Origin of the sequence: Oceanicaulis sp., assembly GCA_040112665.1 — a bacterium.
In the GTDB taxonomy this organism is placed as follows: domain Bacteria; phylum Pseudomonadota; class Alphaproteobacteria; order Caulobacterales; family Maricaulaceae; genus Oceanicaulis.
On record CP157796.1, the window covers coordinates 1,867,485 to 1,890,178 of the forward strand.

24 protein-coding genes are annotated in these 22,694 nt (G+C 69.3%); 9 read left to right on the top strand and 15 right to left on the bottom strand.

The annotated features are described in order from the left end of the window. Nucleotides 1-10: 10 nt before the first annotated feature. From ABL308_09020 to ABL308_09040, 5 genes are all read right to left on the bottom strand, one after another. Nucleotides 11-3,334 carry a tetratricopeptide repeat protein gene (locus ABL308_09020; protein XBQ15102.1) on the bottom strand — a complete coding sequence of 1,108 codons (3,324 nt, stop codon included), beginning with the start codon at nt 3,332-3,334 and terminating at the stop codon, nt 11-13. Beyond that, nucleotides 3,312-4,034: a hypothetical protein gene (locus tag ABL308_09025; GenBank protein ID XBQ15103.1), complete on the bottom strand. Its 723-nt coding sequence runs from the start codon at nt 4,032-4,034 to the stop codon at nt 3,312-3,314. Before ABL308_09025 ends, ABL308_09020 begins: the two co-directional genes overlap by 23 nt. A 4-nt stretch (nt 4,035-4,038) precedes the next feature. Then, nucleotides 4,039-4,449 (bottom strand): DUF6468 domain-containing protein, encoded by a 411-nt coding sequence (locus ABL308_09030; protein XBQ15104.1) that lies wholly within the window; start codon nt 4,447-4,449, stop codon nt 4,039-4,041. Continuing rightward, nucleotides 4,446-5,480: a flagellar motor switch protein FliM gene (gene fliM, locus ABL308_09035; protein XBQ17729.1), complete on the bottom strand. Its 1,035-nt coding sequence runs from the start codon at nt 5,478-5,480 to the stop codon at nt 4,446-4,448. Before fliM ends, ABL308_09030 begins: the two co-directional genes overlap by 4 nt. Nucleotides 5,481-5,625: 145 nt before the next feature. After that, nucleotides 5,626-6,189 carry a flagellar basal body-associated FliL family protein gene (locus ABL308_09040; GenBank protein XBQ15105.1) on the bottom strand — a complete coding sequence of 188 codons (564 nt, stop codon included), beginning with the start codon at nt 6,187-6,189 and terminating at the stop codon, nt 5,626-5,628. Between the two features lie 266 nt (nt 6,190-6,455). Here ABL308_09040 and flgF point away from each other — a divergent pair, with 266 nt between their 5' ends. Genes flgF through ABL308_09065 form a run of 5 tightly spaced genes read left to right on the top strand, consistent with a single transcriptional unit; the run spans nt 6,456 to nt 10,182 of the window. Then, nucleotides 6,456-7,190 carry a flagellar basal-body rod protein FlgF gene (gene flgF / locus ABL308_09045; GenBank protein ID XBQ15106.1) on the top strand — a complete coding sequence of 245 codons (735 nt, stop codon included), beginning with the start codon at nt 6,456-6,458 and terminating at the stop codon, nt 7,188-7,190. A 21-nt stretch (nt 7,191-7,211) separates the two neighbouring features. Next, nucleotides 7,212-7,997, top strand: coding sequence for a flagellar basal-body rod protein FlgG (gene flgG / locus ABL308_09050; GenBank protein ID XBQ15107.1), 786 nt, complete (start codon nt 7,212-7,214; stop codon nt 7,995-7,997). A gap of 10 nt (nt 7,998-8,007) precedes the next feature. Further along, a complete protein-coding gene (flgA, locus tag ABL308_09055) occupies nt 8,008-8,949 on the top strand; it encodes a flagellar basal body P-ring formation chaperone FlgA (protein XBQ15108.1) in 942 nt (313 codons plus the stop codon). Between the two features lie 10 nt (nt 8,950-8,959). Continuing rightward, on the top strand, nt 8,960-9,751 hold the full coding sequence (flgH, locus tag ABL308_09060) for a flagellar basal body L-ring protein FlgH (GenBank protein ID XBQ15109.1): 792 nt from the start codon (nt 8,960-8,962) through the stop codon (nt 9,749-9,751). A gap of 50 nt (nt 9,752-9,801) precedes the next feature. Beyond that, complete coding sequence (locus tag ABL308_09065; GenBank protein XBQ15110.1) at nt 9,802-10,182, top strand: hypothetical protein; 381 nt, start codon at nt 9,802-9,804, stop codon at nt 10,180-10,182. Here the strand turns inward: ABL308_09065 and ABL308_09070 are convergent. The 3 genes from ABL308_09070 to ABL308_09080 form a co-directional block, all read right to left on the bottom strand. Next, on the bottom strand, nt 10,179-10,595 hold the full coding sequence (locus ABL308_09070) for a SufE family protein (protein XBQ15111.1): 417 nt from the start codon (nt 10,593-10,595) through the stop codon (nt 10,179-10,181). The two genes, ABL308_09065 and ABL308_09070, sit on opposite strands and share 4 nt — an antisense overlap. Nucleotides 10,596-10,636: 41 nt before the next feature. Beyond that, on the bottom strand, nt 10,637-10,996 hold the full coding sequence (locus tag ABL308_09075; GenBank protein XBQ15112.1) for a hypothetical protein: 360 nt from the start codon (nt 10,994-10,996) through the stop codon (nt 10,637-10,639). Nucleotides 10,997-11,149: 153 nt separating this feature from the next. After that, on the bottom strand, nt 11,150-12,166 hold the full coding sequence (locus ABL308_09080; protein ID XBQ15113.1) for a hypothetical protein: 1,017 nt from the start codon (nt 12,164-12,166) through the stop codon (nt 11,150-11,152). 161 nt (nt 12,167-12,327) lie between these two features. On the opposite strand from ABL308_09080, the gene ABL308_09085 reads away from it, so the two are divergent. Beyond that, nucleotides 12,328-14,091, top strand: coding sequence for a HAMP domain-containing sensor histidine kinase (locus tag ABL308_09085; protein XBQ15114.1), 1,764 nt, complete (start codon nt 12,328-12,330; stop codon nt 14,089-14,091). Between the two features lie 388 nt (nt 14,092-14,479). Beyond that, a complete protein-coding gene (locus ABL308_09090; protein ID XBQ15115.1) occupies nt 14,480-14,845 on the top strand; it encodes a hypothetical protein in 366 nt (121 codons plus the stop codon). On the opposite strand, the gene ABL308_09095 is transcribed toward ABL308_09090, so the two are convergent. The 4 genes from ABL308_09095 to ABL308_09110 all read right to left on the bottom strand — a co-directional run bounded on the left by ABL308_09095 (nt 14,827) and on the right by ABL308_09110 (nt 18,601). After that, nucleotides 14,827-16,089 carry a mechanosensitive ion channel family protein gene (locus ABL308_09095; GenBank protein ID XBQ15116.1) on the bottom strand — a complete coding sequence of 421 codons (1,263 nt, stop codon included), beginning with the start codon at nt 16,087-16,089 and terminating at the stop codon, nt 14,827-14,829. The genes ABL308_09090 and ABL308_09095 overlap by 19 nt on opposite strands. A 32-nt stretch (nt 16,090-16,121) precedes the next feature. After that, nucleotides 16,122-17,714, bottom strand: coding sequence for a peptide chain release factor 3 (locus ABL308_09100; GenBank protein XBQ15117.1), 1,593 nt, complete (start codon nt 17,712-17,714; stop codon nt 16,122-16,124). Nucleotides 17,715-17,793: 79 nt separating this feature from the next. Then, the gene (locus tag ABL308_09105; protein ID XBQ15118.1) at nt 17,794-18,207 is read right to left on the bottom strand and encodes a hypothetical protein; all 414 of its coding nucleotides are present in this window, start codon (nt 18,205-18,207) and stop codon (nt 17,794-17,796) included. A gap of 55 nt (nt 18,208-18,262) precedes the next feature. Then, nucleotides 18,263-18,601 (bottom strand): DUF1491 family protein, encoded by a 339-nt coding sequence (locus ABL308_09110; protein XBQ15119.1) that lies wholly within the window; start codon nt 18,599-18,601, stop codon nt 18,263-18,265. Nucleotides 18,602-18,656: 55 nt separating this feature from the next. Between ABL308_09110 and ABL308_09115 the strand changes: the two genes are divergently transcribed. Both ABL308_09115 and ABL308_09120 read left to right on the top strand, forming a co-directional pair. Next, nucleotides 18,657-20,315 carry a hypothetical protein gene (locus tag ABL308_09115; protein XBQ15120.1) on the top strand — a complete coding sequence of 553 codons (1,659 nt, stop codon included), beginning with the start codon at nt 18,657-18,659 and terminating at the stop codon, nt 20,313-20,315. 12 nt (nt 20,316-20,327) lie between these two features. After that, nucleotides 20,328-21,218: a hypothetical protein gene (locus ABL308_09120; GenBank protein ID XBQ15121.1), complete on the top strand. Its 891-nt coding sequence runs from the start codon at nt 20,328-20,330 to the stop codon at nt 21,216-21,218. Here the strand turns inward: ABL308_09120 and ABL308_09125 are convergent. From ABL308_09125 to tenA, 3 genes are read right to left on the bottom strand one after another with little or no spacing between them, the layout of a single operon-like run. Then, entirely contained in the window at nt 21,215-21,667 is a 453-nt protein-coding gene (locus ABL308_09125; GenBank protein ID XBQ15122.1) for a MaoC family dehydratase, read from the bottom strand. The genes ABL308_09120 and ABL308_09125 overlap by 4 nt on opposite strands. 33 nt (nt 21,668-21,700) lie before the next feature. Further along, a complete protein-coding gene (locus ABL308_09130) occupies nt 21,701-21,961 on the bottom strand; it encodes a hypothetical protein (protein XBQ15123.1) in 261 nt (86 codons plus the stop codon). Beyond that, complete coding sequence (gene tenA, locus ABL308_09135) at nt 21,955-22,632, bottom strand: thiaminase II (GenBank protein XBQ15124.1); 678 nt, start codon at nt 22,630-22,632, stop codon at nt 21,955-21,957. The genes ABL308_09130 and tenA overlap by 7 nt, the downstream gene beginning before the upstream one ends. Nucleotides 22,633-22,694: the final 62 nt, after the last annotated feature.

Below are 22,694 nucleotides of genomic sequence, written 5' to 3' on the forward strand. Positions count from 1 at the left end.
CCGGCGCGGCTTAGGAGGGCCCGGCGCCGTCTTCGTCTGCTGCGGCGGCGGAGAAGCCGCGCATCAACGTGCTCGCATCGTCGAGATCGGCGAGCTCGTTGACCATGGCGGCGAGCCGCGCATCGCCCGGCGCGACGGTCTCGCTGGCGACCATCGAGAAGGCGCGGGCGTGATCGGTGCGGGACATCTTCGCGCCGTAACGCGCCTCGATCCGGTCCATGCCCGCGCTGTCGCGCGCCAGCGCGTAGGCGATCAGGGCGCGCAGCACGTCATGGCTTTCACGCGGCGACAGATCGCCCTCCTGCCGCCAGCGGTCCGCCAGCAGCGATTCCGCGCGCCGCCCGGCCTCGGGCCAGATCCTTTCATCCCAGGCGACCCGGGCGCGCAGCCTGTCGGCGGCTTCGGTGCGGTCGTTGGCGATGAGCTCGAGCGCGTGCTCGGTGCGGCCGACACCGGCCAGCGAGCGGGCCTGCAGAAGCCGGCGGCGCTCGACGAGATCTGTGGGCAGGCCGGCGATCCGCGTGGACTCGATCGCGCGCATCGCGGCCTCGGGGCGGCCGTCGGTGAGGTAGATCTCGGCGAGGTCGGCGGCGATGGTCGCGCGCGCCTGGCCGGTCATGGTGATGGAGCGTTCGTCGATCCAGTACTGCAGATAGGCGGCGGCCTGATCGAGCAGGTCGATCTCCACGAGCCGGTCGACCACGCCCATCACCATGCGCACCCCGTCAGGGCCCGGCGGGGTCAGCGACTGGTGCTCGCGCCAGAGCGCGACGGCGCTGAGCGGGTCCATCCGATCCGCGCCGCCGTCCAGAAACAGATCGCGGAAGAGCTGGTCCATCTCGAGGCTGAGGTCTCGCGCGACCGGGCTTTCGGGGAAGCGCCCGCGCGTGGCGTCCATCGTCCTCAGCGCCTCGTCATAACGGCCGGCCTGGGCGTAGACGCGGCCCAGCATGGCGGCGGCCTCGACTTCGGTGTCGTCGCCGCGCCACTGGAAGCGCAGCGATTCCAGCGCCTCGACGGCTTCATCGGCGGCGACAAGGCCATGCTCGGTCTGAAGCTGGATCATGGCGAGCCCGGCGCGGGTCTGAACGGGCCGCCAGGGATGGCTGCGCAGCGCGTCATAGCGGGCGACCGCCGCCTCGATCTCGCCGCTGGCGGCCAGAAGTCCGGCTTCGGCGAGCCCGGAAACCGCATCGGCTTCGGGATCGTCAGCGCCCGCGTCCACCAGATCGAGCAAAGGCCGCACTGCGCCCAGATCGCCGGTTTCGAGCGCGGACAGCGCATGCCAGGCGGAGATGCGCGCCCGCCAGACCGGATCGAAGAAGAAGGCCGCGTCCCGTCCGCGTTCGAAACGCCGGCGCGCGGTCGGCCAGTCGCGGCGCTGCGCGGCGACCAGGGCGCGCCAGGACTGCACCGCAGGATCGTTGAGCACGGACGCCTGATCGAGCGTCTCGGCGGCTTCGTCGTAGCGTCCGGCCATGTAGAGCGCTGCGCCCTGAAGGGCGGCGGTCTCCGGCGCGGTTTCCAGCGCCGGGTTCGCCTTGACCGCGAGGGTCATGTAGGCGAGCGCTTCGTGCGCCAGACCCCAGCCGAGCGAAAAGCGCGCGAGCGCGGTCAGCGCCTCGGGTTCGAGATCGACCGCGGCGCGCTGGAGACGGGCGCGGCCCTCGACATAGGGCTGGTCGCCCCGCCAGCGGGCGAGATCGAGAAAGCCCGGCGTCATCGGCCGGTCGAAGGCGGCGGCCAGCGCGGGATCGGCCGTGCGCGAGAGCTTCAGCCCGCCCGGGCGTTCCAGGCGCGCGCCGCCGGGCTCGACCGTCATGGCGAGATCGTCGGCGTAGGCTTCGAGCGCCAGACCGTGAGCCGAGGCGAGGATGCGCCCCTCCACGAACTGGCGCGGGGAGAGCACGCCGCGCTTGTCGCCGTCTGCGGTGAGTACGAGCAGACGGTCGCCCACCACCGGATCGAGCAGGTTGACCGCCGAGCGGGCGCCGTTGAAGCCCACCCGCATCACGGCGGGCCGGTTGAACCCGGTCTCGCGCGCCAGGCGCACCGGCGCGGGCGGCTCGTCCAGCGTGTCTGTCAGGATCACCGTCCAGGTCGCCCCGGCGGCGTGCACGTCAGCCAGGGTGGAGACCGGCGCCTCGATGCGAAGCGCGGCGTAGTCCGCGCCGGTGAACGCGCGATAGGCTTCGACATGGTCCCCGCCCGCCGCGGCGATCTCGCCGGCTTCGAGCTGGGCCGGTGCGTCGAAGACGATCCACAGCGCTTCGGCCCGCCGGAACACCGCCGCGCCGGGCAGGTTCGCGAAGGGAAAGCTCATCACGAGGTCCTGACCCGCCTTGCGGACCTCGACCGGCACGACGCCGGAGGCGGGCAGCGGATCAGGGCGCTCGGCCTCGGGCAGAACCGGGGCGGGCTCGGGCGTTTCGGCGGCGGCGGCGGCGTCCTGGGGGGCTTCGGTCTCGGTTTCACCGGGCGCGAGGCTGTCGGCGTAGCCTGAAAGCGCCGCAAGCGTCGCCTCGATCCCGCTCGCGCCGGGAACCGCGACATCCAGCGCCACCCGGCCCGGCGCGTCCGACCAGACCCGCGCCTCGGCGTCGGGCGAGAGCAGGAAGGACAAAGCGAGCGTGTCCTCGTCGAGCCGGGTGACCGCGTCGACCCGGCGCGGCGGCGCGGCGGTCAGCTCCGAAAGATCGATCTCGGCGGCCCGCGAAAAGCGCAACACGGCGCGCGCGTCCGCCTGTTCCAGCGACCAGGTCACCGGTTCGGGCCACTGAAAGACGATGCGGGTGTACTCGCTGGCCTCGCCGACGCGCAGCTCTACGGGAAGCGAAGGCGGCGGGGGAGGCGGCGCGGCCGCGGCGGCGTCGGCTTCGGCCCTAGCGCGCGCTTCGGCCTGGCGGGCGCGCTCATAGGGGCTGACGACCGCAGGCTGGGCCGGCGCGCCGGGCGGGGCGAGATCGATGGCGAGCACGTTGTGGGAGACCGAAACGCGCGGTTCGAGCTCGCGATTTAAGGCAAGCCGGAGCGTGCGTCCGTCCGCGTCGAGCCTCGCCATCGCGATGTAATCGGGCGCAGCCTGCCTCAGCCCGCTGACGTCGACTTCGACCGCATCGGACAGGCGCGCGACGATCACCCGGTCCGCGGCGATCTCGGCGTTCACGGTGAGGTCGCCGCCCTCGCTTTCAGGCAGCACGAGGCGGATCCGCGCGGTGTCGCCCAGCCGGTCGACCTCCACGTTCGCCGGGGCCTGGGCGAGCGCAGGCGCGGTCAGCGCGGCGGCGGCCGCGCCGGCCAGAAGCGCGGCTCTAACCTTCGCCGGCCACCGCATTGCGGGCCTCCGCTTCGGCGCGGCTGGGCTGGGGATCGGCGGTCGCTCTCAGCCGCGAGGTCAGCCCTGCGGCGAAGCCGGGCTCCATCTCCGCCATCACGGCGGCGAAGCGGCGGGGATTGGTCTCCTGCAGCTGGCGGGCGACCATGAGCAGGGTCTCGGGATCGGTGTCATCCATCGCCTGAAGGATCGGGGCGGCGGCGTCCGGTTCGAGCTGGGCGTAGGTGCTGACGATCGAATCGATACGCCGCTGGCGCTGATCGTCGAGCTGGCCGAGCAAGTCCTGGATCTCGCTGCGCACGGTTTCGAGCTCGGCGAGGCGTTCGTCGTAGCGGGCTTCGGCGACGGCGAGCAGCTGTTCGCGGGTGTCCAGCGCGTCTTCGCGGCGGTCGAGTTCCTGGCGGCGGCGGGCGAGATCGGTCTCGAGACCCAGCTGGGAGGCGGTCGGCATCTGCATCGGCGCGGCCCGCCGGTCGAGGGCGGGCGGGGTCGCAGCCGGCCCTGCAGGCGCGTCGGATTCATCTTCTGCAGTGGCCGCTCCATCATCAGGATCGGCCGCTTCGTCGTCAGCGGCTTCCGGCGCCGCGGCGAAGGCGCGCTCGGCGAAAAACGCCGAGGCGCCGTCGGCGAGCGACAGCGCCTTGAGCGCGAGCAGTCCGCCGAGCAGGACCGCGAGCAGGAGGAGCGGACGGGGGCTCATCAGATCACCTCAGCGCCTTGAGCGCTTCGAGCCGGCGGCGGGCGCCGGTGTCTTCCTCACGCACCGGAACCGGTTCGGCCGGGGCGGGGCGGGTGCGCTCGCGGCGGCCGCGCACCCCGCGCTCTGCTTTCGCTTCGGCGTCGTCGTTGAGGAAGCGCAGCTCGTCGGCGAGCTTGCGGGCGGTTTCGACTTCCTCACGCAAAGCCGCGCCGTTCTCGCGGCTGGCGCGGTCGAGCGCGGCGAGGCTGGCGCGGGCGCGGTCCACCGCGTTGTTGAGTGCGCCGATCGTGTCGCGCAGCCCGTCCTGCCCCTCGCGCATGGCGCGCAGGCGGCGGTCCACCCGCCAGCACATCACGGCGGCGGCGAGCAGCAGCACGCAGACCAGAGCTTCGAAGGCGAGGGAGGCGATGCTCATGAGAACCCCATCAGGCGTTTCTTGGCCCCCTGGCTCAGAGGCTTGTCCAGGCGGACCCCGATGTTGTGCCCGATTCGGCCCATCCGGCCTTGCGTCAGCCGGATCTGTCCGCATCTGAGCTCGACCGCGCCGTCCGGCCCGGTGTCCAGCATCAGGGTGTCGCCGACCTTGAGGTTCATCACCTCGCCCAGCGGCTTTCTCATCTCGTCGAGCACGGCGGCGACCTCCATCTTGGTCGACCACAGCTCGGTGGCGAGGTGGCTTTCCCAGATATTGTCCCGGCCGAACTTCTCGCCCATGAACTGCTGGAGCAGCATTTTCCGGATCGGTTCGAGCGTGGCGTAGGGCAGAAGAAGCTCGATACGCCCGCCCCGGTCTTCCATGTCGATCCTGAGCTTGACCAGGATCGCCGCGTTTGCGGGCCGGGCGATGGCGGCGAAGCGGGGGTTGGTCTCCACCCGGTCGAGGTCGAACTCGACTTCGGTCAGCGGCGCGAAGGCGGCCTTGGCGTCGGCGAGCACGACCTCGATCATCCGCTGCACGAGCGTGCGCTCGATCGTGGTGTATGGCCGGCCCTCCACCCGCATGGCCGAGGTGCCGCGGCGTCCGCCCAGCAGCACGTCGACGATCGAGTAGATCAGGTTGGAGTCGACCGTCAGCAGGCCGTAATTATCCAGCTGCCTGGCCCGGAACACCGCCAGGATCGCGGGCAGCGGGATCGAATTGAGATAGTCGCCGAACCGGATCGAGGAGATGTTGTCCAGGCTCACCTCGACGTTGTCGGAGGTGAAATTGCGCAAGGATGTCGTCATCAGCCGCACCAGGCGGTCGAAGACGATCTCCAGCATCGGCAGGCGTTCGTAGGAGACCAGCGCGGAGTTGATGATCGCGCGGATTCCCGACCGCTCGTTGGCGTCGTCGTCGGAGACCGAGAAGCCCAGAAGGGAGTCGATCTCTTCCTGATTGAGGATGCGTTCGGGCCCCGAGCCGCCCTGGCTGGGCAGGAAGGTCTCGGCCTCGTCGCCGACCATGGCCTCCCATTCGGAGGCCAGATCGTCGCCGTCCGCCCCGTCCCCGCCGATGGCGTCGAAGTCCGGCTGTTCGCCGGAGGCGGCCGCCTCCCACTCGGCGGCCAGGGCTTCCTGGTCGACTTCGCTCACGGCGATCCCCTCCTCGTCAGCCCATCACCAGGTCGACGATCAGCACGTCCTCGGCCTGCATCGGCGCGATCAGCAGATTCACGCGCCGCAACAGCTCGGCCTTGATGCGGTAATTGCCCATCGATCCGTCGAGATCCTCCACCCGCAGCGTGCGGGCGAAATCGATCATCGTGTCGCGCAGGCGCGGCTCGAAATCGGGATGGGCGAGCACGGTGGAGACGCTGTGATCGTCGTAGACGATCGCAAACTTCAGCTGCATCACCAGCGAGCCGCCGTTCTCGTCGGCGATGTTGGCGGTGACCGAATACTCACCGCTCTGTTCGAACCGGTCGAAATAGGCGGTCAGCTCGGCGGCCGGATCGATCTCTTCCTCGACCGCTTCTCCGCCCTCGGCGACAGCAGTCTCGTCCTCGCCGCCGCCGAACAGCAGCAGCGCGCCGGCCACCCCGGCCAGAATCAGGATCACGACAGGCAGGCCGATGAACAGGGCGAGCTTCTTGATCCCGCCCTTTTTCTTCTCGCCCTCGACGCCTTCGGCTTCGGCGCCGTCTTCGATGTCGTCTTCGGCTTCGTCCGCCATGGCGAACCACCCTCGGCTTTGAAAACTAAGGTTTCTGAGGCCATTAACGATTGCTGCGGTTAACGATCCGTTCAGACAGAGGCGCGAGTGGGCAGAAATTGCCGCGCGCCCTGCAGATCGTCGCCGGCGGGGCAGAATTCGCCCATCCGCCTTCATCCGCAATCCATTGAAAAGAAACGGTATTAACCTTGGCACGGGGCTTGCGCCGGAGAGCCGCGCATCCGCGCAGAAAGACTGCGGACCGCGCCGAGAAGGAGGCGATCGACATGGATAACGCGATGCTCGTGGGGCTCTCCCGTCAGCTGACCCTGCGCCGCGCCATGGATGTTGCGGCCAACAACATCGCCAACAGCCAGACCGCCGGCTTCAAGGCCGAATCCCTGATGCTCGAAAGCCAGACCGCCAGCCGGGCCCGTCACGCCGACGGGCCGGACCGGGTGGCCTTCGTGGACGAGTGGTCGATGGGCCGTGATTTCCGCCAGGGCGTGCTGCAGCAGACCGGTCGTCCGCTCGATCTCGCGCTTCAGGGCGAAGGCTTCTTCACGCTGCAGACCGAGGCCGGCGAGCGCTTCACCCGCGACGGCCGGTTCACCCTGAACGACCAGAACGAGATCGTCGCCTCGGACGGCGCGCGCGTGCTCGACGATCTGGGCCAGCCGGTGCGGGTCGATCCCGCCGCCGGCCCGGTGACGATCGGCGCGGACGGCACGGTCAGCCAGAACGGGATCCCGGGCCAGCGGATCGGCGTGGCCCGTTTCGCCGAGCTCGGCGTGCTGGAGAAGACCGGAGACAACCGTTTCCGCGCGCCCGAGGACGCCGAGCGCCTGATGGAGGACCTGCCGGTCGTCCATCAGGGCCATAGCGAAGGCTCCAACGTCCGGCCGATCGCGGAAATCACCTCGATGATGGAGGTGAGCCGCGCCTACGCGTCCGTGACGAAGATGATCCGCGACGCCGACGAACTCAGCCGCAAGGCCATCGAACGGCTCGGCCGTCCGTAAGCGATTTAGAAGGACACGCCCATGCGCGCTCTCTCCACCGCCGCCACCGGGATGGAAGCCCAGCAGATGGCCGTCGAGGTCATCTCCCACAATCTGGCGAACATGAACACGACCGCGTTCAAGCGTCAGCGGGCCGAGTTCCAGGATCTGCTCTACCAGACCATCACCTCGCCGGGCGCGAACTCCTCCGACGCCGGCACGATCCAGCCCACCGGCGTTCAGGTCGGCCTGGGCGTGAACGCCGGATCGGTATACCGCATCACCGAACAGGGCAGCCTGACCCAGACCGGCAACACGTTCGACATCGCCATCGCGGGCCGGGGCTATCTCCGGGTCAACCTGCCCAATGGCGGGGACGCCTTCACCCGCGCCGGCAATCTGTCGCTCTCGCCCGAGGGCGAGCTCGTCACCTCGGACGGCTACACCGTCGCGCCGGGCATCGTCATCCCGCAGGACGCGCGCGAAGTGTCGATCAACCAGGAAGGCGTCGTGCAGGTGATCCGCCCCGGCCAGGCCGAACCCTCCACCCAGGGCCGGCTGGAACTGGTCACCTTCCCCAACGAGGCCGGGCTCGAGCAGATCGGCGACAATCTGCTGCTGGAAAGCGCCGCCTCCGGCGCGCCGCAGGCCGGCCTGCCCGGCGATCAGGGCTTCGGCATCATCCGGCAGGGCTTCGTCGAGGCCTCGAACGTCGACGCGGTGACCGAGATCACGGCGCTCATCCAGGCCCAGCGGGCCTATGAGATGAACGCCCGCGTGATCACGGCCGCCGATGAAATGCTCGCCGCCAGCTCGAACCTGCGCTGAGGTCCTCGCCATGATCCGCACGCTCCTCGCCGTCTCCGCCGCGCTGGCCGCCAGCCTCTTCGCAGAGGCCGCCGCGCAGGACTCCCTCCGTGTGGTCCTGAAGGAGCGCCCGGTCACCGACGACGCGGTGGTCACCCTGTCCGACCTGTTCGACGGGGCTGGCGAGGCGGGAGGTGTTCAGCTCGCCCGCGCGCCCGAGCCCGGCGCTGCGGTCAGCCTCGATCCGGAATTCGTGCGCCGCACCGCCGCCCAGGCCGGGCTCGACTGGCCGAATGCGGCCGGCCTGCCGCGGGTCACCGTCGAGCGCGCCGCGCGTCTGGTCGAGCCGGCCGCGCTGACCGCGCTGATCGAGGAGATGCTGTTCGTCGAGCACGGCCAGGCCCATGCGGTGGAGCTGTCCGGCGCGCAGCGCGCGCTCGCCGCCCCGCTGGACGCAGCCGGCGGGCCTGAAGTGCTGAGCTTCGATCATGATCCGCGCTCGGGCCTGTTCAGGGCCGAGATCGCCGCCTGGCCGGGCGGACCGGCCCAGACCGTGGGCGGCCGCGCCCAGCCGGTCGCCGACGTGCCGGTGCTGGCGCGCGCGATCGAGCGCGGCGAGGTCATCGAGGCGGGCGATATCGACTGGGTGCGCCTGCCCGCGAACCGTGTGCGGCCCGAAACCGTCCTCAGCGCCGACGCGCTGATCGGCCAGTCCGCGCGCCGTGCGCTGCGGCCCGACACGCCGGTGCGCACGCTCGACATCGAAGCGCCGGTGATGATCGCCCGCGGCGAGGTCGTCTCGCTGGTCTACCGCTCCGGCGCGCTGGTGCTGACCGCGCGGGCGCGTGCGCTTCAGGACGCCGCCGAGGGCGAGACCGCCCGCTTCGTCAATCTCGCTTCGAACCGCACGATCGAGGCGGTCGCCGACGCGCCGGGCCGGGCCCGCGTGCACGGCGCGGCCTACACCCATTAGGAGAGACCCCATGCGCCAGACCCTTCTTCGCACCGCGCTTCTGGCCGCCTTCGCGGCAGGGCTCGCAGGCTGCGCGGCGAAAGACCGGCTCTCCTATGTGGGCCAGACCCCGCCGATGAGCCCGATCGAAAGCCAGGCGGCGATCCGCGGCATGAGCGGGGAGGTGATGAGCCCGGCTCAGGCCGAGGCCGCCCGTCTCGCCCGCGCCCAGGCCATCGCTGCGGCCAGTCAGCGGCCGGCCAATCCCAACTCGCTGTGGCGGTCGAACTCGACGACCTTCTTCGGCGATCCGCGCGCGGCCGATATCGGCGACATCCTGACGGTGAAGATCGACATTTCCGACCGCGCCCAGGTCTCCAACCAGACCGCGCGCTCTCGGGCGACTTCCGAAGATACGTCGCTGACCAACTTCTTCGGCGGCGAGGCGGCGCTGAACCGGTTCTTCAACGACATCTACGATCCGGCGAACAGCTCGGGCTTCGGCTCGAACTCGTCCACGCAAGGGGCAGGCAGCGTGAACCGGTCGGAAACGATCGAGATGACGGCCGCAGCCATCGTCACCGAGGTGATGTGGAACGGAAACCTCGTCATTCACGGCCGGCAGGAAGTGCGCATCAACAACGAGGTGCGCGAGCTTCTGATCGCCGGGATCGTGCGGCCCGAGGACATCGCCGCGGACAACACGATCGACCATCAGAAGATCGCAGAGGCGCGAATCTCCTATGGCGGCCGGGGTCATATCTCCGACATGCAGCGCCCGCCGATCGGTCAGGAACTCTATAACCTGCTCTGGCCGTTCTGATGAGCGCGCCCCTCGACACGGGCGGCGAAGCGTCTACCTCTTCGCCGGCCATGACCTCAGACCTCCAGATCATCCGTTCCGAACTCGACGGCGCGAACGTGTTCGTCGTGCGCCTGATCGGCCGAAATCGTGTGCAGGACAGCCGCGAAAATGCGCTGAAGCTCTGCGAGCGTATGGTGCGCGAGGGCCGGGACGGGCTGATCATGGATTACCGGCAGTGCCGGCTCGACCACACGCTCGCCCAGTTCGAAGAGGTCGCCGCCATCTTCGCGCACAACCTGCCAGAAGGGCTGCGGGTTGCGTACGTGCACGCGCCGGAGAACTTCATGCACGCCGCGCGCATGACCAAGGTGCTGCACAAGGCGGGCTTTCCCGCGCGCTGCACGCCCGATTTCGACGCCGCGGCCGCGTTCGCTTCGGGCGAAGACTAGGCGGCCCGGGCTTCGGCCTCGGCGCGGATGCGCGCGATCATCGAGGACAATCCGTTCGAGCGCTGCGGCGAAAGGTGCTCTGCGAGCCCGATCCGGCCCAGAACTTCCTTGGGGTCGATGGCGAGCGCGTCGGACGGCGTGCGGCCGTCATAGAGCCGCTTCATCAGCGCCACGAGGCCCTTGACGATGTGCGCGTCGCTGTCGCCGCGCAAAGCGAGCCGCTCGCCGTCCTGGTCGATCACGACCCAGACCTGGCTGACGCAGCCTTTGACTTTGGTGAGGTCGGTCTTCTCGGCCTCGGGCAGGGGATCCATCGCCTGCCCCAGCTCGATGAGATAGCGATAGCGCTCCTCCCAGTCGCCGAGAAACTCGAACTCGTCGACCAGGGCGTCGATGTCGTGGCTGGTGCTCATGGCCCGGCAGATAGAGCCCGCGGCGCGCGGCCGCAAGCCCGCTAGCGGGCGTGGCGCTCGCGGGCGACCTCTTCGAGCACGGAATCGAGGCTGCGGGCGCTCGCCTGCTCGGACGGCGCGAGACGCTCTTCCAGCGCCTGCTCGGCGCGGTTCGCAGCGACACCGCCGACAAGGCCGGCGAAGGCGCCGAGCTCGCGGGCGACGGTGCAGAAGGCGGTCTCGGCCTCGCAGAAGCGGGCGGTTTCGGCCTGCGCGACGTAGACGCCCTCGCGGGCGGGCCGGTCCAGGACCGCGCGGGCTTCGCGGGCGAAGGCGCCCTCCTCGGGCGCGCTGAAGCCGGCGGGCACGAAGGCGGCCACGACCGCGGTCCAGAAAATCGCTCGGGCTGTGAAGGTCAGCATTCGGCCTCTCTCCCATCTTCCCTTCTGGAAGCAAGAACGAGGCTAACGCAAACGGCCGGAGTTTCGCCATCGAAACCCCGGCCGTTGGTAAAAGGCGTGTTAAGCCAGAACGCTTTACGTGAATCCCGGCTTAACCGATCGGTCAGGCCTGTCTCAGTTCGACACAGGACGGGTCGCGGTCAGGCATTCGGCGACGTCGAGCAGGGCGTGCTCGGCGATGCAGAAGCTGTCTTCGTACTTGAAGTGACCGGCGGCCACGCACTGGGCCATGGTCAGCCGCGCCCAGGTGATGCAGCGCTCCACGCTGGGATCGTCGAGCATGTAGTCGAGCGCGGTCATGTCGCCGGATTCGATCGAGGCCAGGGCGGCGACCGCCAGCATGCGGCCCACGCGGCGCTCGTCGGGTTCGAGCTGGGCTTCGCCGACATTAAGCTCGAGCGCGGGCAGGGTGGGCCCGGTGGCCGGGGCGCGCGCCTCGAACAGCGAAGACGCCGAACCCAGCCGGCCCGTGCCGTTCACCGAGCCTTCCGCGCCGTCTGCGAGGCGGAAATTGGTCTCCAGCCGCTGCGAGGCGGTTTCCAGCGACGCCAGGCGCTCCTGCCGGTCGCGGGCGCGGCGGGCGGCCCAGGTCTCGTTCTGAAGATCGTAGGCGGCCTGCTTGTAGCGGTCGCCGACCGCTTCCATCGCCGCGACATCCTCGCCGATCGCGCCGACCACGGAGTCCGACGCGACGTCCGCGCCCATGAAGCCGGTGACGTAGACCGGATCGCCCATCAGGGCCGAGCGGGCGACGTCAGTTCCGTAATAGTCCGCGACCGCGCGCACCGAGTCGATGAATTCGGGGTTCTGCGCGGCGATGAGCGCGGCGTAGGCGATCTGCGCGTCGACCAGCCGGTCGCCGTCGTAATACTGCGTCAGCGCGTCCATCGTGGCGTCGAGATCGGCGCCGGAGCGGATCTCGCGGCGGCCGGCCTCGCCGACATCGGCGTGATAGGCGGCGTAGGTCTCCGCATTGCGCAGCACCGGATCGTCTGCGGCGGGCGCTTCGAGCGCCAGCACAGGGCCGGATTGAGGCGTGGCGTCTGCAGGCTGCGGCTCGGACGGCTGTGCGTCCTGGCCGGCGTTGAGCGCGGCCGCGAGGGCGGCGGCGGCGAACCATGCGTGGGTCATGGCGTGCCTTTTCCTTCTGGAAGCTGGGGGTCGTGGGCCTTTCGACCCGCTCTCAGTCTGCCCGTCATTCGTGACCTGATCGTTTAACACAGATTCAATAATTGTTAACGCAGACGGCGCAGCGTGCGCTCGTCAAAAAAACCGCTCGAATCGGTAACCCCATGACCGCGCTCACAGCCCGCCTCGCCCGTTTCGCCGACCGTAACGCCGGGCGCGCCGTGCACGCCGGATGGCTGGGCGTGGTCGCAAGCGCAGGACTGGCGCCGGCGCCGTCCCTGGGCGCGGCCCAGCTCGCCTGGCTCGCGCTGGCCGCCCTGCCGGGGCTTGCGGGGCTCGTCTGGGCGGGGCCCGAGCGGGGGCGCAGCGACGGCGCGCGCCTCATCATGGCGCTCAGCTGGACGCTGCCCGGTTTCGCCGCCACCGCCGCCTTCACCACCGTGATCTCGCCCGCAGCCCTGGTCTTTCTCGCAGGTCCCGCCGCGATGACGGCGGCCGGCGGCCGGCCCGACGCGCGTCTGGGCTCGACCGTCGCGGCCTGCGCCTTCCTTCTCGCCGCAGCCGCCGGACTGCTCGGCCCGGCGGGGCCGGGCGCGACAGGGCTCGCCGCGGCGCCCGCGCCGTGGGTGGCGTTCGCCGCCTTCCTGGGCGCGGCCGGCTTCTTCGCCCGCGCCCGTCTCGGCGCGCGGCTCGACGCCGCCCTGGAAGCGCTCCGCAAGGCCCGGCCGGCCGCTGAGGGTTTCGCGCGCGCGCCATCGCCGCTCATCGCGCTCAACACCGAAGGGGAGATCATGGCCGCCTCGCGCGCGCTGCGTCGGGTCGCGCCGGGCGCGCCGCGCCGGCTCGACGGGCTTCCCGTGGACGGGCTCGCCTTCGATGAAGACCAGCAGGCCGCCGTGCGCGCCGGTCTTGAAAGCGCGCGCCGCGGCGGCGCGGCGGACGGCGGCCGCTTCAGCTTCACCGTGCGCGGCGCGAACGGCGCGCAGAACGTGCTCGACGCGCGCGCCGTGGCCACGCCCGCAGGCTTCGTGCTGTCGCTGGACAAGCCCGAAGCGGCTGCGCGCCCGGCGAACGATCACGCCGAAGCCGAAGACGCTGCGCGCCTCAAGGCCGAGCGCGACGCGGCGATCGCGGCGAACCGGTCGAAATCGGAATTCCTCGCTGCGGTCAGCCATGAGCTGCGCACGCCGCTCAACGCCATAATCGGGTTTTCCGACGTGATGAAGCAGCGCCTGTTCGGCCCGCTGCCCGCCCGCTACGCCGAGTACGGCGACCTCATCCATGAAAGCGGCACGCATCTGCTCGAGCTGATCGGTGACGTGCTGGACATGTCCAAGATCGAGGCCGACCGCTACGAACTCAGCGCCGAGGTCTTCGATGCGCGCGACATCGTGGAGATCTGCGCGAAGATGCTGCGCCTGCGCGCCGAGGAGAACGGGCTCGCGCTCTACGCCGACACCGGCGACGCGCCGCTGACGGTGGAGGCCGACCGCAAGGCGCTGCGCCAGATCCTGCTCAATCTTCTGTCCAACGCCGTGAAATTCACGCCCGAGGGCGGCGCGGTCGTCGCCATGGTGCGCGCCCAGGGCCCCGATCTGGTGCTCGCGGTGGGCGACAGCGGCGTGGGCATCGCGGCGGACGAACTCGACAAGGTCGGAAAGCCCTACGCCCAGTCCAGCGCCGGCCGGAAGACCGACGAACGCGGCACCGGCCTGGGCCTGTCTCTGGTCCGCGCGCTCGCCGAGCTTCACGGCGGGGACATGACGGTCCAGAGCGCGCCGGGCGAGGGGACCACCGTCACCGTGCGCCTTCCCGTGCTGGTCGAGGCTGCGGGCGACATCGCCCCTTTCGAGCCTCTTGAAGTCCATCAGCGCATCGCCGCGGCGCAAGCCGCGGGCGCGGCGATCAGCGGTCAGGCGAGCGCTTGATTTCCCCTGAGGGTTGTTTTCGGCGCGTTTTTGCCATACGCCTCTCCTCCAGAGGGTAAGTCGGGCGGGGCGAAACCTTGCGGGAAGCGGTCGAGCGCGCTCCGGGAAGTTTCGTATTTCACCGGCTCTGGTCTCCCACCCAATCGGGCGAGACGGCTGCTTCGCAGATTAAATCGCTCGAGATCTGGGGCCTGACGCCGAGAGGCGCTGAGCGCCCGATCGTTCAGGCTTATGTCGGCCCTTTGCCGCCGGACGCCAGCGGGGCGGAGTTCGTCACGCGGATCCCTGCGTCCAAGGTGAACGGCTTCAGCGGCGAAGCGCGTTGGTTCCCCGACCATCCCGATATAGACTTGCGTCAAACGAAGCTTGGCGAGACGGCGGTTCTGAGATGCCACGCGCTCAAATCAGTTTCCTGACCGGTGGGGCTGCGGTCCGTCCCGAAAAGCTCGTCTATGACGAGGACCTTCAGGTGTTCGGCCAAGCGGTCGGCAAGGTCGACAGCGCGCCGTCCGAGATCGCGGCCAAGCTCGGATTCACCGTCGATCGGGGCGCAGACGGGCTGGACCGCTTCGACATTCTGGCTCTCAGCACGCCGGCCGGGCGCTTCGGCTTCGTCCGGCATGACGGTGAACCGGCGCAGTTCGCCCATGTCTGCGATTTCGACAAGCAGGACCCGGCGCGCGCAGAGCGCTTCGTCAAATCGCTGTTTCCAGAGCAGGCCGCCAGCTTCGAGGCCTATCCCGAGCCGTGGTGAGCCCCCGCGTCCGCCTTACCGCCCTTCGCCCTCTTCGCCGTCCTGCGCGCCTTCGGCTTTTCCGGCCGTGATCGCGGCGGGGACTGGGCGGGGCCGCCGGAATGTTTGGCGACCTGGGGCGGGGTGAAGATTTCCGCGCCGTCGTCGAGGTAGACGGTGGTGGACGGGAAGGCGAAGGCCGTGCCTGCGCCGTCTTCCACGATACGCTTGACCTCGAAGGCCAGCTCTTCCTTCAGCCGCAGCCACTCGCCCCAGTTCGTGGTCTTGGTGAAGCAGTAGAGCAGGAAGTCGATCGAGCTCGGCCCGAAGGAATCCACCCGCATGAAGGTCGCCACTTCGGGCGGCCGGGCGAATTCGGGATGGTTCATTATGTAGTCGAGCACGTGATCGCGGATGTATTGCAGCTGCGCGGTCGTGGTCTTGTACTCCACCCCGATCGCCCATTTGATCCGGCGATGGGTCATGCGGGTGAAGTTGACCACCGCGTTGTCGGCGAGGTCGGCGTTGGGCACGTAGACCGGGCTCTTGTCGAAGCGGCGCACCAGGGTGGATCGGAAATTGATCTGCTCGACCGTGCCTTCGACCACCCCGTCCACCATGATCCATTCACCCGGCACGAAGCGCTTTTCGGTGAGGATCAGAAGCCCGGCGATCAGGTTCTTGAACAGGTCCTGCGCGCCAAGGCCGATCGCCACGCCCAGAAGGCCCAGGCCGCCGATCACCGGCGCGACGGGGATGCCCCAGACCTGCAGCACGGCGGCCGCGCCGACGATGACGAAGAAGATCTTCAGCGCCTTGGCCAGCCAGTCGATCATGACCGGGTTCAGCGTGTTGCGGATCGGCTTTGAGAGATAGGCGACCGGCTCGACGGCGTTTCTGAGCGCCCAGAACAGCGCGATGATGACCAGGCTTTCGGTCACCTGGCCGCCGTCCACCGGCGCGTCCTCGCTGTGCAGATTGAGGAAATGGAAGGCGATGTAGATCCCGACGATCACCGGGATCAGCTTGACCGGGCCGGCCAGTCCCTTGACCAGCTTGTCGTCGAGCTTGCTCTCGGTCTTTTCCGCGCGGGCGATGAAGCGCCGCATGACGACGCGGGAAAAGACGCCGCGGACCAGAAAGGCGATCGCGATGATCAGCAGCGCAGCCAGCCCGTCGCCGACATTGTAGCCCAGGAAGCTGGTGTTCCAGACTTCCACCACGATGGCCCAGAACTCGGCGGCCTGTGTGCGCAGATCGTCCATCGCCCCTGTCCCCCGTTCTTCGGCTTCGGCCCTCAGGCCCGCTCCTTGGTGCGCGAGAAGGTGATGTCGGGCCATTTCTCCTGGGAGTAGTTCACCTCCCAGGCCGATTTGGCCATGAACACGAGCGCCCCGTCGATGTCCTCGGCGATGGCGGACTTATGCCGGTCGATGAATTCGTCGAGCTTGGCCTGCGGTCCGGTGATCCAGCGCGCCGTATCGTAGGGGCTGGCCTCGAACATCACTTCCAGCCCGTATTCGTCGGCGACCCGCTGGGCCATCACGTCGATCTGCAGCGCGCCGACCGCCCCGATGACGAAATCACCGCCCAGCTGCAGCCGGAAGAGCTGGGTGACGCCTTCCTCGGCGAGGCTTTCGAGCGCCTTTTTCAGATGCTTGGCCTTGAGCGGATCCTTCAACCGCGCCCGGCGCAGCATTTCGGGCGCGAAGTTCGGGATGCCCGCGATCTTCCATTTGCCGGTTTCGCTCAGCGTGTCGCCGACACGAAGCGCGCCGTGATTGGGCACGCCTATGACGTCACCTGCGAAGGCCTCGTCGGCCACCTCCCGGTCGTCGGCGAAGAACATGACCGGGGCGGAGACCGTCAGAAGCTTGCCGGAGTCGGTCTTCAGCTTCATGCCGCGTTTGAACTCGCCTGAGACCAGCCGCATGAAGGCGACGCGGTCGCGATGGTTGGGGTCCATGTTCGCCTGGACCTTGAACACGAAGCCCGCGACCTCCTTGTCGCCCGGTTCGAGCACTTCGCGCGGGCCGGCGCTGACCGGCTGGGCTTCGGGGCCGGGGGCGATCTCGGCCAGCGCGTCGAGCAGTTCGCGTACCCCGAAACGCCTGAGCGCCGAGCCGAAATAGACCGGCGACAGATGGCCTTCGCGATAGGATTGGGGATTGAAGGGGGGAAGCAGCTCGCGCGCCATCTCCGCGCCTTCGCGCAGCTCGGCGAGTTCGTCCTCGCTCAGCTCCGCGGCGATGGCGTTTCCGTCCATCGAAATCCGTTCGCTGGGCACGTACTCGTCGCCCTCGGGCCGGCGATAGGCGACGAACTCGTTCGCCTTGAGATCGGCCACGCCCTTGAAGCGGTTTCCTGAACCGACCGGCCACTGCATCGGCGCGACGTCCAGGGCCAGCTTGTCCTGGATGTCGTCGAACAGCTCGGACGGGTCCATCGCCTCGCGGTCGAACTTGTTGATGAAGGTCAGGATCGGGATGTCCCTGAGACGGCACACCTCGACGAGCTTCAGCGTGCGCGGCTCCACGCCCTTGGCCGCGTCCAGAACCATGATGGCGCTGTCGGCCGCAGTGAGGGTGCGGTAGGTGTCTTCCGAGAAGTCCTCGTGGCCGGGCGTGTCCAGAAGGTTGAAGGTCAGCCCCTTGTGCTCGTAGGTCATCACAGAGGCGCTGACCGAGATGCCCCGCTCGCGCTCGATCTTCATCCAGTCCGACCGCGTGCGCCGGTTCTCGCCGCGCGCGCGCACCTGTCCGGCCAGGCGGATCGCGCCTGCGGTGAACAGAAGGTTCTCCGTCAGCGTGGTCTTGCCCGCGTCGGGGTGGGAGATGATGGCGTAGGTGCGCCGGCGCGCCCATTGCGCTCCGTCAGCCGCAGAGGTCATGAAACTGGTCCGCTCAAGGGATCGATACGTCCCGCGGACTAGCGCGCGCTGGCGAGAAGGGCAAGAAGCCCGGGCCGCCTCACGCTCTCAGCCGGGCCGGCGCCTGGGACCAGACCGACAGGTTCGCGGCGTGGCTTGAAAGCTTGCCCTGGCTTTGCAGTTCGCGCAGCTGGGCCATGGTGACGAGCGACACCGACGCCAGGCGCAGCCGCACCTGCGTGGGCAGCTGGGCGTGGCGCGGCGCGACGGCGAGCATGGCGTTCGCCTCGTCGGTCTTCCACGCGATCATCGCGGCCAGGAAGCAGCCCAGCTCGGGATTGGTGCGCGCCAGCTGCGGCTCGTCGAAGATCGCCTCGCGGATCATCTTGGCGACCTTGCCCACCCGCATGCCCAGCAAGGTCTCCTCGGCATAGCCGTGGGCCAGGCCGAGTTCGAGCGCGGTCGCGCGCGCGTCGCCGATATCGAACATCGCGTCGTTGAACAGAAACAGCATCGCCGTCGCGTCTCACAGGGCTTCGTGAACGGGAGCGATCATGCCAGCTCAGCCGTTAAGACTTCTCAATCGGCTCGTTAAGGAAGTCTCGACCATGCGGATCATCGATCTCGACCACCCAGATGTCGGGGTCACGATCCCGGCGGCGCTCGGCGTAGGCGTCGGCGTCCCGTTCCGGCACGGGCTCTTCGCCCAGTGGCCGCGTCCAGACCCGCTCGCCCTGAAAATCGCGCGCCGGCGCATAGAGCGCGGCCCGCCCGCCGGGCAGCAGCACCTTGACCAGCACCGCGCCCGCATCGGGGTCGCCCTTGCAGCTGACATAGACAGAAGCGCCGGCGGCCTCGGCCCGCCAGCGCAGGGCGTCGACCCAGAAACGCGCCTTAATATCCGACATTCCGGTTGATGGCCGCTCAATTGCTTAATAATCTCTTAAGCGAGGGGAGCGTGCCATGTCGATACAACGAGGCTTTTTGAGCCTTTGCGCCGTTATGTGCGCCGCGTTTGCGGCCACCGGAACGTCGTTCGCAGACACCGCCGCCGACGCCGGGGCCGCCGCCTCGGCTGAACAATCATCCGTTTCACCAGCATCCAGTTCAGAAGAGACCCCGGCGCTCGCCGAGGTCCGGCCCGCCCGGTCCGAAGAGGCGCTGATCTCCTCGATGACCGGCGAGAGCAGCGTTCTGCGCCTGGACGCGGACAGCCGCGAGATCCGTATCCCGTTCACGATCGCGCCGAACGCTGTTCCCGAAGGCGTCGAGCTTCTGATGAGCGCCGATCCTGACGGCCGCCGCTCCGGCGGGCGCATCGAAGTCTTCGTCAACCGCTCCCGCGCGGTGGAGCTTCAGCCCCGCGCCGAGCCGTTCGAGGCGCGCTTCGCGCTTTATTCCGACGATCTGCGCGCCGGCGAGAACATGCTGGTGATGCGCATCCACGACGCCGGGGAGACCGGCTGGACGATCGACGCTGACGCCTCGCGCCTGCGCGTCTCGGCCCGGCCCGCCGGCGGATACGCCGCGCTCGACGAGATCGAAAAGGCGCTGGCCGCCGACTTCGCCGCGCCGCGCCGGGTCTTCATCGACGCCGATCCGGCCGGCGAAGACGCGCTCGCGGTCGCCGCTCTGGTCTCCCAGGGCCTCGCCCTGCGCATGGGTGAAGCGCCTATCCTGGTGCGCGATCCGTCCGTGGCCGAACTCACCGTCCGCGCCGAGCTGCGCAGCGGCGCGGCTGCGCCCGCGATCGACCTGACCGGTCCGTCCGAGCTTCGTCTGAGCGCGGGCAGCTCGGGCTCGCTCATCGCTGCGGCGCGCCTGTTCGCCGCCCGCTCGATGGACGCGCACACCGTCCGCTTCGACATGACGAGCGCGCTGACCGCCCGCCGGCTCGACCGGCCGCGCGTTCCCTCGCTCGCCGACGCCGCGCTCGAGGGCCTTGCGTCCGGCGGCGCGCCGTTCGGGGCCGATCAAGGGGGCCGCGCCGCCGTGGTCTTCGCCGGGACCGACCCTGAAGAGCGCGCCGCCAGCCTCGCCGTCGTCGCGCGCGCCGCGCTGGCTTCGGGCTCGGCCTGGCTCTACGCCTGGTACGGCGAGGACGCCGACGCCGCCCCGCTCAATCACGATCTTCTGGTGCTGGGACCGCAGTCCGCCATCGATCCGCGCCTGATGGCGCTGGCGCCGGCCGAGGTCCGCGCCGCAGCCTCGGCGGCGGCCAACCGCGCCCCGCGCGAGCGGCGCTATTACGGCTCCACCGCCTTCGCGTCCGACGATGTCGAGCGCGATGCGATGATCACCGGCGTTGCGGCCCTGTTCGAACGCAGCGACGGCCGCCGCGTGGCGCTGATCACCGCGCCCGAAGGGGCGGACTACGCCCGCGCCGCCAAGCGCCTCGCGCGCTCAGGCCTGTGGACCGGGCTTTCGGGCCGCGCCGCGCTCTGGGACGCGGCGGACGTGACGCCTTTCGGGCCGAGCTCCGCGCCGCGCTTCTCTGCTGAATGGGCGTCCAGCATGGTCCGGGCGAACGATCACTGGCTGGCGATCGGCGCGTTCGGCCTCGCCGTGCTGCTGCTTCTGCTCGGTCACGGCGTTAAACGGACGTCAAGCCGCAGGGCTTAAGACCCTGCGGGCATGACGCCCGCCGCCATCCTTCTGAGCCTCGCGCTCGCCGCCTCCGAGGCCGCGCCCGATCCTTACGCCGACCGTGTCGCGCTGAGGGCCGCCGACAGCGCGTGCGCGCTGTTCGCTCCAGCAGAGCGGGCCTTGCTGGACGCGCTGGTCGCGCTCGCCCGCGACGACGCGGTGCGCGGCGGCGCCGACCCGGCCGCGCTGGATCGCTACGAAGCCTCAGCCGGCGCGCCCGATTGCGACGGCCCGCTCACAGCCCGGCTCGCCGAAGGCCACCGCGCGCAGATCGACCGGCTGGCCCCGCTCACCGAGATCGCCTTCCCCGGCCGTCATCAGCACTGGATCAGCGAGCGCCGCCGCCGCGGCGCGCCGGACTGGCGCGTGCGTCAGTCCACTGCTGAGGCCGAAGCGACCCTCGGTCTTGCGCCGGGCGAAGAGGAAGACCGGTTCGTGCTGGCTTATCGCGCAGAGGCCGCGCCCGCCTTCGCGGTGATCGTGTTCCGCGATCCGGCCCGGCAGGCGCATCCGCTGGACTTCACCGCGGGCGGGCTTCTGCCTGCGCCGGGGGGCGATCCGGTCAGCGCCTGGGGCGGCGGCGCGCGGGCGGAAATCCGCATTCCCGCAAGCGGCAGGCTGGATCCCGACACCGCCGCGAGGCTGGCGCCCGCAGGCGGCGCGCCCGCGCGCGGCTTCGTCTTTCCCGACCGCGCGCTCAGGGCGATGACCCACCTCACGCCGCGCGACGGCGTTCGCGTTGAATTCACCGGGGCTGACGGAAGGCCCGCCGGCGCCTACTGGTTCGAAACCGGGATGCTCAACGCCGCGCTCGCCGTGCAGGGCATCGCTCTGCCGGAGCCCGAACGTCCCGAAGGCACGCAGACCGCCTCGCGCTAGCTGACCACTACCAGGCTCAGCCATTTCGCGGCCAGCGCCGGGGTGTCGTGCCCCTCGATCTCGACCTCGACGTCCTGGGTCAGCTGGAACTGGCTGGGCTTTCTTTCGGTCACGTCGGCGAGGGTGAACTTGCCGCGCAGCTTCGCGCCCACCCGGACGGGGGACAGGAAGCGGACCTTGTCGAAGCCGTAATTGATCCCGATCGCCTTCTCGGGGAAGGGCGGAAGGGCGTCCTCGGCGAACTTCGACAGCATGGACAGGGTCAGGAAGCCGTGCGCGATCGGTCCGCCGAACGGCGTCTCGCGTTTCGCCCGCTCGGGGTCGACATGGATGAACTGGTGATCGAGCGTGACGTCCGCAAAGGCGTTCACGCGCGGCTGGTCGACGGCGAACCACTCAGACGCATGGGTCTGACCGATCCGCTCCCTAAAAAGATCGATGGCGCTCATGGGTGTGAACTTCACCGTCCGGCGCGGCTAACGTCAAGCCGGATCGGAACTTTTCCACCGCCGCCAGGCGAGCTTGCCCAGACCGAACAGTGAAATCGCCAGCCAGAAGATCTCGATCACGAAGCTCGCCAGATTGAACGTCACCATCAGCGAGATGATCAGAAGGCAGGCCCCGACCGTGTTCAGAAGCAGATAGGCGAGCGTGTCTCCGCGCACCTTTTCGATCTGCAGGAGGAAATAGGCGAGCAGGATGCACGCCACGCCTGCTAGGCCGATGAAATCGGTGATCAGCATGCCGGTTTCACCGCCCAGTCCTCGCGCCGCCAGGCCGCGTCCCAGAACATGTATTCGTATTGCGAGCAGCGCAGGAAGGCTTCGTGCATGCGCGCCCGCTCGGCCTGCCCGGCCGCTTCGGCCGCCCGGTCGGTGATGTCGATCACGGCCCTTGTGGCCGCTTCGAAATCAGCGTCGGCGTAGGTGTCGATCCAGGCGCGGTAGGGATTGTCGTTGGCGGCCTGTTTGTGGATGCGCGTGCCGACGTCCTGATAGATCCAGAAACACGGCAGGATCGCCGCAGCGAGCTCGGCGAAGCTTCCCGTCGCGGCGACGCCCAGAAGATAGCTCGTATAGGCGAGACAGGTCGGCGAGGGCTCGGCTTTGGCGGCCGCCTCGGGGTCGATGCCGAACTGTTTGAAATAGGTCTCGTGCAGGATGCGCTCGACCTCGATCGCGCCGGTCGCAGATCCGCAGAACGTCATCAGCGCGTCGCCGTCGGGCGCCTTCGCCCCGCAGATCGCCAGCGCTTTGGCGTACTGGGCGAGATAGAGGCTGTCCTGGACGACATATCCTGCGAACACGCCGGAATCGAGCGTGCCGTCCGCAAGCCGGACGTTGAAATCCATGTCGTAGATCGCCTGCCGGATCGGGGCGATGCGCGCCCAGGCCTCGTCGGTGAAGCTCGCCATGATCGGTCCTTTCTGTCGCCGGGGCCGGACTTAAGCCCGCACGCAGGCGCGCTCAAGCTCTC